We start from the raw sequence: 14,311 nt of genomic DNA on the forward strand, positions 1-14,311 counted from the left end.
AGAAAAATAAGATAGCTGCCATTCAACAGCCATCCGAATCTACCTTCAAGCTCTCCATTGGAATAATCAAGTAGAAAGACAGTGCCAGCATTAACACAAGCGGGAGGAGAATATAAATAACCCCCAAACTGCTGGCAAGAGCTATTAACAGCATGGATAAAACACTCGGAACAGCCATGCTAAATAGATTAATAGCCGACTGGATAGCCCCCATGGACTCTTCTGGAATTAGGCTGAAAACAGATTTCTGCAATCTTGGACTCAGCAGACCGACTGTAACAGAGCAAGCAAAACTCGCTATCAGGACAAGTAAAAAATTTTGCCAGAAAAAACCGCAAAGAATAAAACCTTCACATACTTGGCTACTATACATAGCAAGCTTAGTCGAAAGTTTTTTCAGCAAACTGCCACTCAAAATGTTCCCTAAGATCAGACCAGAGGAACTTAGAACAATTAACACGGCAATGGACTGACCAATCTGCATATTCCAAAAAGGCCTTTTCAGCAATAAAAGAGTCGCTACTGGCGTCAGAATATTCAGAGTAACCTGCCCAAAGGTTGAAACCAATAACAACCTCACAACGTTTTTCAATCCCAGCAAGACTTTAAGAGAATCCAATAAATGCTGCCAATAATTCTCTTTATTTAGCTCCTTGGCACTGCTGAGCTCCGGTTCTAAGTCCTGTAAGCTTTTACTAATATGCCAAAACCCAAGGTAAGCTAGCAAGAATGTCAGAGCATTCAGTCCTGCCAAAGCTCCGATACTCAACCAAGCGATGAGAAAACCGCCAGCTAGATTCCCCAAAATATGAACCAGACTCATACTAGCCTGCCGAAAGCCCATAGCAGAGGTCATATCTTGCTCAATCACCTTTACATAAACTGGGGTCAGCATGGCACCTGAAAAATAACTCAGACTATCCGACAGAAAGTTAATCAGGCAAATCACAAGCAGAATCAAGAAAGAGAAATCTTGTCCAAGAAGCAAAAACGTTATCAGGCTATATAGCACGACCTTACTAAACTGTATATGCAGGCATTTATGGATACGATTCTTCTGAAAGTCCGCCGCAACTCCAGTAAAAACCTGAATTAACTGGGGCAGCGTTTCGGAAAGGGAAATCAATAAAACTGCAAGTGGAGCAAAGGAATAGGCAGAAACATAGTTCATCAAAGCCAAGTAAAAAACAATGTCTCCAAAACCTGAAATCCATTGATTGATGAGCAACTGACGAAAATTTTTGTTTTTTGCAAAAACAATCATACGACATCTCCTTTACTCTTGTTAGATTTTTGTTTAACAAATCATAACAAGAAATTAGGTTATTGTCAAATTTTTATTAGATTGTTATTTTACGAAATAAAGACCTAGAATGAATCTAGGTCTTCTTAAACTATGTTAGGTCTTGTTTGAACTTCTCTATAATCTTTCGAATCAGTTCTTTATTGACCGTGTATTTAACCGAATCATCATCCACCACAAGCTCCAGCAAGCCAGAATTTAGCAGCTTCTGAGTATGGAATGAGATAGAGGCTCTTGTAAGCCCCAGTTTTTTAGCTATATCTTTATTCTTGGCATGCGGTTGAATCAATTCAATCAAGACTTTATAGCGGGTTTCATCTCCAAGAGTTTTTAAGGTCAGAGCTAATGTTTCATCGTCTAGCTCCGATTCCACCTTTGATAACTGGGAACTTCTCGTCGAAAGGACTAAGGAATAGGAGGTAAAATCAGGAACCTTTTCGAGAAAAGAGTCAATAAACATAGGTGACAGAACAAAGACTTGTGTGTCCTTTTCAAGAAGCTTGGTATACTGTTCTTCATCATACATCACATCAGATAGACTAAATTCTTGTTCAAAAACTAGAACTTCCTGATCAAACTGCTCATAAATAGGCTGATAGAGCTCGAACACTCTTTCCAGCAAGGAAACCAATTGGTCCCGAAGCTTCTCTGGATGCTGAATAGCTTGGTACCAGTACCATTTATTTTCCGGAGACTTGTCACTATTCTCTATAAAAGCTAGCAGATCCTCAGGACGTTCCTTGGTAACTTCTCCAGCAGAAAGCTTAAGCGATAAGCAATAGATGATTTGCTCCGCGTCTAGTTTTTTCAGACATTCTAACAAGTCATGCGGATTGGTCGGATCTTCTCCTTTTTCTAGCAAGTAGAGATAGAGGAGCGGAGCCAGTCCTACCGTAGCTCCTTCAAACAAACTAACCGCAACAAGCTCGCTCTTCAAGGGAAGTAAATCTTGATAGAGCTTATCATAGTGTGGCTGTATATCAAGAAGCAGCTCCTTTTGATTCTGCCGTAAATCCTTCCACATATGTTTATCATCCCTTGAAACGATGGCAGGCACCATGAGAAATTCATATAACTTACTACGATAATGAACAAGCTTTACACCCACAGACTCTTCCCTCCTTACACATACTCTGCTTCTGACCAGAAAGAGTATACAATTCCTGTTTTTCATTATACCAAAAATGACCTAAAAAATCAGAAGTCGCTTCAAAGCAGAAAAATAAGATAGCTGCCATTCAACAGCTATCCTAATTTGACTTCAAAACTTCTAAACTTGCAGTTCCTGATCTTTAATCGATAACTTTTTATTATTTTTCGATAGAATCTTATTGATTATCGATAATTTTTGTGTTATAGTTACTAAGAACTAAAATATTTGTCGGAGGATATTATGACCAACAAAACAAAAAAGACTGCTGAAGATTGGAGCATCAGTCTTACAAAAATCAGCATTAGCCTTTTATTTATTGCTTCTACTATGTTAATCTTCCTAGGTCCTTGGATTGTAAATCTTATTATCGTCTTTCCTTCCCCTCTCGTTCAAGGCGAGGCCCGATTCTGGATTTTGCTCTTGCTAGGTTACGCCTTAGGAGGACTGGCTTTGACCTGCATTGTCCATCTTTACCGGCTCCTTCATCATATCGGGCAGGACCAAGTTTTCATTCAACAAAATGTTCAATATCTCCGATATTTGGGCTGGGAAGTTGGAATTGTTGCTCTTATCTCACTTTTCATGGGACTGACAGTCTATCTACCTATGCTCCTGGTAACAGTTTCTTGTAGTATTTTAACTTTAATTATCCGTGTCATTCGCAATGCTTTTGGCAAGGCTATTGAACTGCAAGATCAAGTAGACTACACAATTTAGGAGGGCATATGATTCAGATAAATTTAGACCTTGTCATGGCACAAAAACGTATCAGTGCCGGTCGCTTGGCTGAGCTGATTGATTTAACACCAGCCAATCTATCCATTTTGAAAAACAATCGAGCTAAGGCGGTTCGCTTTTCAACTCTCAATGCACTTTGCCGAGAATTGGAATGCCAACCCGGCGATATATTAGAATATATTCCAGATGAAAAAGAGGAGGCATAAAATGGAAAGAATTTTACAAGAACAGATAGAAGAGCAAGACTATCAGCTAGACGATCTAGATGATCTAGAAGAACAGACGATCTTTAGCCCTTTAGATGACGCCCAAATAAAAATCTTTAAAATTGGAACTATTGTTTTCTACCTGGTAGCTTATTTTTACACTGCGATCCTGGTACAGCTTAAAACTATTTACTCTCTCCCAGTCACAATCGGTCTTTTACTTTCGACTGAGTTTCTAATCAAAAAATTACATACAACCTCTATCCCATTAAAAGAAGGCGCCAAAAAATTAGAAACAAGAGTTTTTTTCACTCTGACCATTGCTCAAGCCATGGCTTTAAGTATTTGGGGTGCACATCAGCAACTAGATTTTTTCCAATTTTTAGCTATCCACCTCTCTTTTGCCTTCTACGTCCTGTCCCGTACAGGTTGGCTAAGTCAGGGGCGCTTAGGGATTATGGTTTGGTTTGATATGGTTCAAGCTTTCTACACTCTGCCCTTTAAAAATTTCATGGCTTCTTGCATCGTCTTTCTTCACGAGGAGGAAAACTCTGAAGAGACAAATGATGGCTATTCAAAGAACTTCCAACATTTTGTCATTCTAATAGGTAGTCTTTTGGCTTCAGGAGTCCTGGTTTACTTTGTTTGGACTCAGCTAAGTCAGGTCTCAGGTAATTTTGCAAATCTCTTCCTACAATTGTCCGATTTTAGTCAGGCCTTCTTTGACTCACTTTTTTCCAAGATTGATATAGCTACTATACTGGCACAGCTATTTCTTGCCATTCCAGTCAGTCTCTACTTATATGGACTCATTGTGGGTAGCTTGCTCAGCGAAAGAACGTCTACTTTTAACTACCAAGTATTCCAAGAAAAAGTTCAGCCACTAAGGGCTATCCCTAACTTTGCAGCATATATTGTCATTGGAAGCTTACTTTTAACCTATATCCTTTTTTTCACAACTGGTCTAAGCGAGCTAGGAAATCTTCTGAGCGCTGGAACTGTTACAGAAGCCATTTCTCCCCAAAGTGCGTCTTCCATTGCGGTCACTGGGTTCTGGCAACTTGTTAGAGTTTCTCTTCTTAATTTTGTTGTTTTAGGAGCTTTTTATCTCATCTCTAAAAAACCGCTCTGGGATCAGATAGGTACACGGTTAGCAACCACTCTGCTCTTTATATTTGCCACCTTGCTGACCTTACTTGCAGGATGGAAATTATTTGGTGTCTATATTTACCTTTATGGACCAACTCCTCTACGGTTACTTTCCGGCTGGTTTGTCCTCGTCTTATTGGTTTGGTGTTTGCTCATCTTGATTCGACTGTATAAACCTATCCAAGCTATTCGCATCGGTATCCTTTATGCTATGATTAGTTTCACCATACTTTGCTATCTATATCCTTTTTTACTGAAGTGATAAGCTAATTTGAATATAAAAGACCAGAACGATTTTATCTTCGATCTGGTCTTATTTTTATTTATAATCTCTTTATCAGCATAATAGAAAAAACCAGTGGTCTCGAGTTTCCACTGATTTTTCTTGTTATAATCGTTTTGATTAAGCAGCCAAAACTTTGCGTCCTTTACGACGACGAGCTGCAAGTACGCGACGACCGTTTTTAGTAGACATACGATTACGGAAACCGTGTTTACGCGCGCGACGGATTTTACTTGGTTGATAAGTACGTTTCACGATGAATACCTCCTCTTAGATTCTTGTATTCGTTTAGCCGGCTAGTTGTGATCAGTTACTAAACATACTTTACTATTCTATATGATTCTAAGCCTTTTGTCAATAGTTCCAGAAAATAAGTTTCCTTTTGAGAACGGAATCATAGAGGCCTTGTTGCTTCATAAAATGGAATCAGGGCAGTCATTGCTTCTTGTAAATTAGACAAGACTTCTTCTCTAGAATTAGCCCCAGATAGATTAACATCGTATTTGGCTAAAACCTTGCGAACCTGACCTTCTTGGACCTGTTTCATAAGTAACCTGCGATTATCTTCTGTGCCTTCAAAGCGCTGACTCACACCATCTATCTGAGCAAAATAATAAACTGGTCTATCAATAGGTACTTGCAAGATTCGATTTTGCTTTGAGAGACTATCTTCGTCTTTCTTACGCTCCATGAAGCTAACTTCGAGCGATACCCCAAAATCATCTGCACTTCCATACAAACGCAGAGCGAACATAGGCTCAGTAATTTCTCCATAGCCTTTTAGATAATTCCAAAAATGAGGACGCAGAACTTGAGCTTGGTTCATCCATTGACTCGCTCTTTCCAAACTTAACTTCGGATAAAGGGCCTGAAAATCTTTGACTAGATCTATGAACTCTTTACGAGCCGCTTGGCCCTTAGCTCTCAGATCCAGCATGACCTCACGAAGGTCTCCTGCTTTTTCTGGAGCAATATACTTAGTACCTTGATAAGGAAGATAAGCTTTTATAGCTGGGAAAAGTGACATAAAATTTCCTTTCTTTACTCTCTATAATAGAAAACCTCAGGGTTATTAACAACAACACTCTGTGTTATAAGAATTCGATCTTGTTTTTTATCAGAAGCATCTGCTATCGTTTGATTATCCGCAGTCACAGACATATCAACACCTGCTGGAATGAACAAGATGGCTGCACCCGGACCTCCAGAGGATACTCCACCTTGTAAATAAGAATCAATCATTCTAAAATTATTTCCCAATTTTAGGTCGTTATTAACCAAGCCATTTTTATCAAATACTAATTCACTCCCCTTCCCATTTCTCCATCTGCCTTCAATACTAGAATAATCTCCTTTTTGGATGGCTTCCAAATCCAATTGAGACGAACGACTTTGTTCTTTCTGATTTCCAACACTTGTCGTTGCTTGATAGTTTTCTATGTCTTTCCACTTTAACGAAGATAGATCAAGCTCTTTTTTAGATCCTGTCCCAAATACTGTATGTTGCCCGCTTTCAGAATTTGGATCCACACCTGCAATTTGAAAATCTGCTTCTTTTAGCACATCTACACCACTATTATCAGATCTCAGTTGATAAAGATAACCCTTAGCATCAGGGCTTAGAGAATGCCATTGGGCATAAAAGACTGTTCCATCAGTATAAATAGTTGTGACCTCTCTGCTTCCGCCTGCCGAAGCAACTCTAGATTGTGCTAAATAAGTAGAAACACCTTGCTTCAAGTAATAGATTGCTGCCAAATAATATTGACCTTTGAAATGGTGCCCAGTTAGCAATTCTTTAGTGCCGTTTCCATCAATATCATAAAATGCGTATAAATTTGCTCGCCCTTCTGATGTATCATTTTTTAGACTATCCAAAGTACTTGCATAAGCTTTTTCATCTTGCTCAATAGAATCCGAAGAAGCTTGCGATTGCTTTGATGGCTTTGGAGTACTTGAAGGAGATGAATGATCCCCCTTCGGACTCGGACTACAGGCACATAAAAAAATTGCGCCTGAAAGTAATAAAACAAGTATTTTTTTCATATTCTTTCCCTCTTTGATTTTCTACATTCAAACTATTATCTATAAAAGAAAGGAGACAGAGACAATGGCGTCTCAGTCTCACTTTGTTGTATAAAAAATTCTGATATGGTCAATAATTGAAGCTCTTACTCACTATCAATATCAACTACGACGTAACGGTTTGGCTCGTCGCCTTCTGAATAGCTAGTAACGCCATCCATTTTAGAAATGATTCGGTGGATAATTTTGCGTTCGTTATTAGACATTGGATCTGTCGGCTGGCTACGGCGCTCTTCCAAAGCTTTGTTAGCCAATTTTTGAGCGTAGCTTTGCAAGACTTCAGCCCGATGCTCCACATAGTCATTGACATTAATAGAGATATAGAAGCTCTTTTCATAACGAATATAGAGATAGTTCTGAGCCAATAGTTGCAGAGCTTTGAGAACCTTTCCGTGGTATCCAATCACACGGCCAGGTTCATTGGTGTCAATCTGCATATTGACCGTACGACGGTTGTAGCTAGATGATAAACTTGCTTCAACGTCCATTTCATTGATGATTTCTTGGACATAGGCTGTCACATCTGAGACAACTTCTTCAATGTCGTAGTTTTCTTCAACTTCGATACCTAAATCTGAAAACTCTTGATTAGCTGGTTGACTCTTTTCTTCTGATTCACCTTGTCTTACTTGGTTTTTAATAAGGTCAATTGTTCCAGTTTCCTCTAAAATAGTATTGGCTTGTTTATCATGTTTGAGGATTTCTGCCTTACCTTCGTCTGAAACTTTCTCACCTTCGCCTTCAACCTTCTTGATGGCAGCGACAACCCGACCCAAGTCAACTGTTTCTTCACTAACACTTTTGACCGGTTCATTTTTAGCATTAACTTCCTCTGGCACACCTTTTACAGCTTTTTGATTAGCCTTGACCATTGTTGTTTCGCTGATTGGCTCCACATCAACTTGGGCAGGTTTTTTACCAAATAAACCTAGAAAACCTTTTTTCTCACGTGAAATAACAGTAATATGTGCTTTCATACGAGGAATATCTAACTCACGCAATCCTTCTTGAATTGCTTCTTCTACACTTGCTCCTGTAAATACAACCATTTGCAAGAGACCTCCTTATTTTTTCTTTTTCTGTGCTTTTCGGAAGGCACGTTTTTTCTTTTCTTCTTGTTCACGCGCAGCATTAAGCTTAGCTTCGCGCTCTGCGATCATTTTGAACGGATTGCTCAAAACTAAAGTTTGTCCCACTTGGTAGGCATTTGACACTGTCCAGTAGAGGGCTACCCCACTGGAAAAACTTAGGGCAAACCAGAAAATCAAGAGTGGCATGAGATAGGTCATCGCCGTCATAGCTCCATTTCTTTCGGCCAACCCCTTATTATTGAGCCAAGTACTCAAGAAAGTGAAGAGGGCGGCCAGTACTGGCAGTATGTAATAAGGATCCGTTTCTGCCAAGTTGAGCCAGAGAAAATGTCCCGTCCTCAAGAAGGCAACCCGTGTCAACGCTTGATACAAGGCAATTAAGACTGGCATCTGAACAAAAAGAGGAATAAAGGATGCTAAGGGATTAACACCCAATTCTTTGTAAAGCTTTTGGGTTTCCGTTGCTAGCAAGTTTCTGCTTTCCATATCTTTGCCGGGATACTTGGCTTGTAAAGCTTTGATATGCGGCTGGGCTTCCTGCATTTTCCTCGATGAAGTCATCTGGATTTGGAAGACCGGCAAAAGAACCGTTCGAATGATGATAGTAAAGAGAATAATTCCAATTCCTGTGCTGCCATTAAAAGATAAGAAACGAATCGTTTCCGCAAAGAAATAAACAAATTTTTCCCATAAGTCAGTTGATTGTGATGTGACTTCGCTCGTGCCACAGGCGGTCAAAACAAGCGAGGACAAAAGCAGGAGACCTGCTATCTTACTCTTCTTTTTCACTGGGAATCCCTTCTTGATAGATTTTAGCTAGTTTTAGTACATGCAATAAATTTCGCTCCGTCTCCTTGTAATCCAATTCTTCCACACCCTTGCGCGCAATGATAACAAAGTCAACCGCTTGTAGCTCTTGTCTATGCTCTATCAAGACATGGCGAATCTTCCTCTTAATCCCATTTCTGACAACTGCATTTCCAAGTTTTTTACTGACGGAAAGCCCCACTCGAAAGTGTTTTTGATCTTTATCCAATTTATAGATGACAAATCGTTTATTAGCCACACTTTGTTTATCATTAAAAATCGCATTGAAATCTTTTTCACTCTTGACGCGATAGCTTTTTTTCAAAATTCAACTCCATCTACCAAAATTATATCTATTATACCATATTTTTCCAAAAAGCCAATGCCAGCAACCTTTAGCGCTATTTCTACCTTCATTTATAGCTTTTTATAAAGCAAAAACATCGCTCTTTTTCACGATGTTTTCTAAATGTTATTTGTTGTTCAAATCTTTTTTAGCTCTTTCCAACTCCTGACGAATCTGTTCGAATCCAGTCCCTCCGAGTGAATTTCGCTTTTGCACAGCCGTCTGCGACTCAAGTGCTTGATAAACGTCTTCTTCAATCAGCGACGACACTTCCTGATAGCGACTCAGCGGAATATCCTGTAGATAATAGCCTGCCTTGCTGCATTCCAGCACCAACTTTCCGACAATCTCATGGGCTTCCCGGAAAGGCAGTCCTTTCTTGGCCAGATAGTCAGCTAATTCTGTCGCATTGGAGAAATCCTGCTGAGTTGAAACCAGCATTTTTTCTTTGTTTACTGTCATACTAGACAGCATACCCGCCATAATATCCAGCGATTTTTGGATGGTATCTACTGTATCGAACATGCCTTCCTTGTCTTCCTGCAGGTCCTTATTATAGGCCAAGGGCAGGGATTTCATAACCGTCAGAAGGCTGAAGAGATGGCCATAGACCCGGCCGCTCTTGCCTCGAATCAGCTCCGCCATGTCCGGATTTTTCTTTTGTGGCATGATGGAAGACCCGGTGCTAAAGGTATCTGACAAACTGACAAAGCCGTATTCATAGCTGCACCAGTTAATCAGCTCCTCGCAGAGACGAGACAGATGCATGATGAGAATGCTGCTGTTAGATAGAAACTCCAAGATAAAATCTCGATCACTGACCGCATCCAAAGAATTGTGGTAAATGCCCTTGAAGCCCAATAAATCAGCTGTCAGCTCCCGGTCAATCGGAAATGTTGTCCCCGCCAGAGCCGCTGCTCCTAAAGGAGACAAATCCGTATGCTCCAGATTAAAAGCAAAGCGCTGACTATCCCGGCTGAACATCTGATAATAGGCCAGCAGATGATGTGCAAAGCTAATCGGCTGGGCATGCTGCAGATGGGTATAGCCTGGCATGATGGTTTCTACATGCTCCTCTGCCAAGTCCAGCAACACCTGACGCAAATTCAAGAGTTTATCCGCAATCTGACCGAGCTGGTCCTTGAGATAGAGGTGCATATCTGTTGCCACCTGGTCATTACGGGAGCGAGCCGTATGAAGCTTACCAGCTACTGGCCCAATCTCCTCGGTCAGAAGAGCCTCCATATTCATATGAATATCTTCATTTCGCACATCAAACTCAAGCTCTCCAGACTCATAACGTGCCAGCAGCTTTTCCAAGCCTGCCTGAATAGCAGCTGCTTCCTCTGGAGCAATGATTCCTGTCTGCCCCAGCATTTTGACATGGGCTAGGCTACCCTCTAGATCATAGGGAGCCAGACGATAGTCAAAGCCGATGCTAGCGCCAAATTCCTCTACCCAGCCTTCCAGAGAGGCTTCAAAACGTCCGCCCCACAGTTTATGATTTGCCATAGGAAAGCCCCTTTCTATTTGTCTTTGTGAGCCTGAACCTCTGCATGAACCTTAGACGGAAGCCCCCACAGCTTGATAAAGCCAATTGCGGCATCCTGGTCAAAAGTATCTGCACTGGTATAGGTAGCCAGACTCTCATCGTAGAGAGAATTGTCAGACTTACGAGCTACAACTGTCGCAGATCCCTTATAAAGCTTCACTTTAGCTGTGCCATTGACCACCTGCTGAGTGGACTTAAGGTAGGCAATCAGGGCTTCTGTCGCTGGATTAAACCAGAGGCCATTGTAGATAAGATTGGACAGCTCATTTTCGATAATCGGCTTGAAATGAGCCAGTTCTCTGACTAAAGTCAAATCCTCGATTTCTTTGTGGGCAGCCAAGAGAGTCACTGCACCAGGGCATTCATAGATTTCCCGAGACTTAATCCCTACCAAACGATTTTCCACATGGTCAATCCGTCCGACACCATGTTGTCCTGCCAAGTCATTCAGCTCAAGGATCAAGTCCGCCAACTTCATCTTTTTACCATCTAAAGCAACCGGCACACCTGCCTCAAAGTCAATATTTACATAGACTGGGCTGTCTGGCGCTGCTTCTGGCGCAACCGTCAAATCATAGGCGTCTTCCGGTGCTTCATTCCAAGGATTTTCTAAAACTCCGCACTCGTTAGCCCGGCCCCAAAGGTTTTGGTCGACTGAGTAAGGACTATCCAGATCTGCAGGAATTGGCACACCATTAGCTTTAGCGTAATTGATTTCTTCCTCCCGAGACCATTTCCACTCCCGAACTGGAGCTATCACCTTGAGACTGGGATCTAAGGATGCGATAGCCACTTCAAAACGGACCTGATCGTTTCCTTTTCCCGTACAGCCATGTGCAATGGTCGTCGCCCCCGTCTTGTGGGCAATTTCAACTAGCTTCTTGGAAATCAGAGGTCGGCTCAGAGCGGACACCAGAGGATATTTTTGTTCATAGAAGGTGTGTCCTTGCAGAGCAACCAGGACGTAGTCTTCCGCGAACTCGTCTTTAACATCAATGACGTGAGATTCAATAGCGCCAACTTTCAGAGCCTTATCATGAATGAAATCCAAATCATTTCCCTCACCCACATCCATGCAGACTGCGATCACATCATAATCCTTGTTCAACCAAGTAATAGCCACCGAAGTGTCCAATCCTCCTGAATAGGCCAAAATAACTTTCTCTTTAACCATGCGATTACTCCTACCCTTCTATAATTTGTATTTTTAAACATTCTACGGTATGAAAATGCAATTGTCAAGCGAAAGTCGATATTTATTAAAATAAAAACGTTTTATCAATTTTTATTCAAATACAATATATTATATACTGGACTAAAATAAAAACCAGCCCGAAAGCTGGCTTATCTTATTGAATTTGATTTAGCATGTTCTCGATATGCTGGATAGATTTTTCACGACCTAATAGGTAAATCGTATCTGGAAGCTCTGGTCCATGCATCTCACCTGAAACGGCAATTCGAATCGGCATAAAGAGGTTTTTACCCTTGATACCTGTTTCTTTTTGGACTGCTTTGATTTGAGGGAAGATGTTTTCTGTCACAAATTCTTCATCTGTCATAGCTTCTAGCTTCGCTTTGAAGGCTTCTAAAACTCCTGGACCTGTTTCTCCTGCCATAACTTCGCGCTCAGCGTCTGTCAACTCTGGGAAATCTGAGAAGAAAAGATCTGTCAGAGGTACAATTTCATCGACCGATTTCATCTGTGGTTTGTAAAGCTCTACTAATTTTTCAGCCTTATCTGTCAAACGCCCTGCTTCTTCCAAGTATGGTTTCGCCAGAGCAAAGATTCTTTCGAAATCTGCATTTTTGATGTATTCATTGCTCATCCAGTCTAGTTTCTTCTGGTCGAAGGCTGCTGGAGACTTGCTGAGGCGGTTCTCATCGAAGAGTTTAATGAGTTCTTCGCGAGAGAAAATCTCATCTTCACCACCAGGGTTCCAACCTAGCAGTGCAATAAAGTTAAAGACTGCTTCTGGCAGATACCCCTTCTTACGATAATCCTCGATAAATTGCAAGGTGTTGGTATCACGTTTAGATAGCTTTTTACCAGTTTCGCTATTGATAATCAAGGTCATATGACCGAACTCTGGAGCTTCCCAGCCCAGCGCCTCATAAACCATAAGCTGCTTAGGAGTGTTGGCAATATGGTCATCCCCACGAATGACGTGAGAGATTTGCATATCGTGGTCATCAATAACAACAGCAAAGTTGTAAGTTGGATATCCGTCTTTCTTTTGGATAACCCAGTCACCACCGATATTGCCACCTTCGAACTCAATGTCGCCTTTGACTATGTCGTGCCATTTGTAGATACCTGACTCATTAACCGCCAGACGAACAGTTGGTATAATGCCTGCTGCTTCACGTTCAGCAATATAAGCCGCTTTTTCTTCTTCACTCATACCAAGGTATTCGTTGATGTAGCGAGGTGTTTCACCTGCTGCTTCCTGACGTTCACGCTCAGCGGCCAACTCTTCTTCTGTAACATAAGATTTGTAGGCTTTTCCTTCAGCTAAGAGTTGATCGATGTATTTCTGATACAAGTCCAAACGCTCAGACTGACGGTAGTTTTCGTGTGTTTCTGGGCTTTCATCCCAGTCCATGCCTAACCAACGCAAATTTTCAAGCTGAGAACGTTCCCCATCTTCTACATGGCGCTTGCGGTCAGTATCCTCAATACGGATAATGAAGGTCCCGCCATGATGACGAGCATAGAGGTAATTAAAGAGCGCAGTCCGCGCATTTCCGATGTGTAAAAGTCCAGTCGGACTTGGTGCATAACGCACCCGAATAGCTTTTGCCAAAGCAGATCTCCTTTATATCATTCTTTTTATCATCGAGGACCAAACGGCCTCTTTTCAATCGTTTCTATTATAGCACAAGTAAGAAAAAAAGATTACCCGCAAGCAATCTTTTTTTCATTCCCAAACTAATTGGAAACTAGAACATTTATTTATAGAACTTCATGGATTCGCCCGGTATCCACATCATAGACAGCACCGGAAATTTCTACATCATCAGGAATCAAGGGAGACTTTCTAAGTAATTCCATGTCCTCCCGTACACTTTCTTCCACATCTGTGAAGGGCAGAAAATCTTGCCCCTTAACATCCACTCCCAGTACATTTTCAAGATGACAGGCAAACTCTGGATTGGTAAAAGTCTGAGCCCCACAGTCGGTATGGTGCAAAACCACTACTTCTCTGGTCCCCATCTGTTGCTGAGAAATCACTAAGGACCGAATCATATCCTCCGTTACACGCCCACCAGCATTCCGCAAAATATGGGCATCTCCAAGAGCCAAACCTAAGGCAGGAGCCACATGAAGTCGAGAATCCATGCAGGTTACAATAGCAACCTTTGTTTTTGGTTTTATTGGTAAATGAGCTGTTCCATGCAAGTCGACATATGCTCTGTTGGCCTTCATAAAATTTTTAAAGTAAGACATATTCACCTCTGCTTCATCTCTGAAAAATTTATTTGATTATCAAATAAATTAATCTTATCTTACCAGCTTTTTTAAGATTTGTCAGAGATAAAGCTTCTTACTCATGAAAAATTTATATGCCCAGGAATAGTCAAGCCTACTCTTTTG

Annotated in this window: 15 protein-coding genes; 3 read left to right on the forward strand and 12 right to left on the reverse strand. The window is 41.2% G+C overall.

The annotated features are described in order from the left end of the window. Positions 1-22: 22 nt before the first annotated feature. Both HMPREF3108_RS09305 and HMPREF3108_RS09310 read right to left on the reverse strand, forming a co-directional pair. Positions 23-1,264 carry an MFS transporter gene (locus HMPREF3108_RS09305; RefSeq protein ID WP_070494362.1) on the reverse strand — a complete coding sequence of 414 codons (1,242 nt, stop codon included), beginning with the start codon at positions 1,262-1,264 and terminating at the stop codon, positions 23-25. A 130-nt stretch (positions 1,265-1,394) separates the two neighbouring features. After that, positions 1,395-2,477 (reverse strand): ArsR/SmtB family transcription factor, encoded by a 1,083-nt coding sequence (locus tag HMPREF3108_RS09310; protein ID WP_070494364.1) that lies wholly within the window; start codon positions 2,475-2,477, stop codon positions 1,395-1,397. Between the two features lie 219 nt (positions 2,478-2,696). On the opposite strand from HMPREF3108_RS09310, the gene HMPREF3108_RS09315 reads away from it, so the two are divergent. From HMPREF3108_RS09315 to HMPREF3108_RS09325, 3 genes are read left to right on the forward strand one after another with little or no spacing between them, the layout of a single operon-like run. Then, complete coding sequence (locus HMPREF3108_RS09315; RefSeq protein ID WP_070494366.1) at positions 2,697-3,173, forward strand: DUF2975 domain-containing protein; 477 nt, start codon at positions 2,697-2,699, stop codon at positions 3,171-3,173. An 8-nt stretch (positions 3,174-3,181) separates the two neighbouring features. Further along, a complete protein-coding gene (locus HMPREF3108_RS09320; RefSeq protein WP_045634443.1) occupies positions 3,182-3,400 on the forward strand; it encodes a helix-turn-helix domain-containing protein in 219 nt (72 codons plus the stop codon). A 1-nt stretch (position 3,401) separates the two neighbouring features. After that, positions 3,402-4,811 carry a DUF4153 domain-containing protein gene (locus tag HMPREF3108_RS09325; RefSeq protein ID WP_070494368.1) on the forward strand — a complete coding sequence of 470 codons (1,410 nt, stop codon included), beginning with the start codon at positions 3,402-3,404 and terminating at the stop codon, positions 4,809-4,811. 141 nt (positions 4,812-4,952) lie between these two features. Here the strand turns inward: HMPREF3108_RS09325 and rpmH are convergent, their stop codons facing one another. From rpmH to HMPREF3108_RS09375, 10 genes are all read right to left on the reverse strand, one after another. Further along, a complete protein-coding gene (gene rpmH, locus HMPREF3108_RS09330) occupies positions 4,953-5,087 on the reverse strand; it encodes a 50S ribosomal protein L34 (RefSeq protein WP_000831902.1) in 135 nt (44 codons plus the stop codon). A 139-nt stretch (positions 5,088-5,226) separates the two neighbouring features. Continuing rightward, a complete protein-coding gene (locus tag HMPREF3108_RS09335; protein ID WP_070494370.1) occupies positions 5,227-5,859 on the reverse strand; it encodes a ribonuclease P in 633 nt (210 codons plus the stop codon). Positions 5,860-5,873: 14 nt separating this feature from the next. Next, entirely contained in the window at positions 5,874-6,878 is a 1,005-nt protein-coding gene (locus tag HMPREF3108_RS09340) for a DUF6287 domain-containing protein (protein WP_070494372.1), read from the reverse strand. Between the two features lie 125 nt (positions 6,879-7,003). Then, the gene (gene jag, locus HMPREF3108_RS09345) at positions 7,004-7,966 is read right to left on the reverse strand and encodes an RNA-binding cell elongation regulator Jag/EloR (RefSeq protein ID WP_070494374.1); all 963 of its coding nucleotides are present in this window, start codon (positions 7,964-7,966) and stop codon (positions 7,004-7,006) included. 15 nt (positions 7,967-7,981) lie between these two features. Further along, positions 7,982-8,797, reverse strand: a complete 816-nt coding sequence (locus HMPREF3108_RS09350; RefSeq protein WP_061596253.1) for a YidC/Oxa1 family membrane protein insertase — start codon at positions 8,795-8,797, stop codon at positions 7,982-7,984. Then, a complete protein-coding gene (rnpA, locus tag HMPREF3108_RS09355) occupies positions 8,781-9,140 on the reverse strand; it encodes a ribonuclease P protein component (RefSeq protein ID WP_011999719.1) in 360 nt (119 codons plus the stop codon). The genes HMPREF3108_RS09350 and rnpA overlap by 17 nt, the downstream gene beginning before the upstream one ends. Before the next feature lie 147 nt (positions 9,141-9,287). Then, entirely contained in the window at positions 9,288-10,673 is a 1,386-nt protein-coding gene (argH, locus tag HMPREF3108_RS09360) for an argininosuccinate lyase (RefSeq protein WP_061592965.1), read from the reverse strand. A 14-nt stretch (positions 10,674-10,687) separates the two neighbouring features. After that, on the reverse strand, positions 10,688-11,887 hold the full coding sequence (locus HMPREF3108_RS09365) for an argininosuccinate synthase (protein WP_011999716.1): 1,200 nt from the start codon (positions 11,885-11,887) through the stop codon (positions 10,688-10,690). Positions 11,888-12,062: 175 nt separating this feature from the next. Further along, positions 12,063-13,520 (reverse strand): glutamate--tRNA ligase, encoded by a 1,458-nt coding sequence (gene gltX, locus HMPREF3108_RS09370; protein WP_070494376.1) that lies wholly within the window; start codon positions 13,518-13,520, stop codon positions 12,063-12,065. Positions 13,521-13,669: 149 nt separating this feature from the next. Beyond that, complete coding sequence (locus HMPREF3108_RS09375; protein WP_045634450.1) at positions 13,670-14,164, reverse strand: beta-class carbonic anhydrase; 495 nt, start codon at positions 14,162-14,164, stop codon at positions 13,670-13,672. Between the last annotated feature and the right edge of the window lie 147 nt (positions 14,165-14,311).

This window comes from Streptococcus sp. HMSC10A01 (genome assembly GCF_001807785.1).
Classification (GTDB): Bacteria; Bacillota; Bacilli; order Lactobacillales; family Streptococcaceae; genus Streptococcus; species Streptococcus gordonii.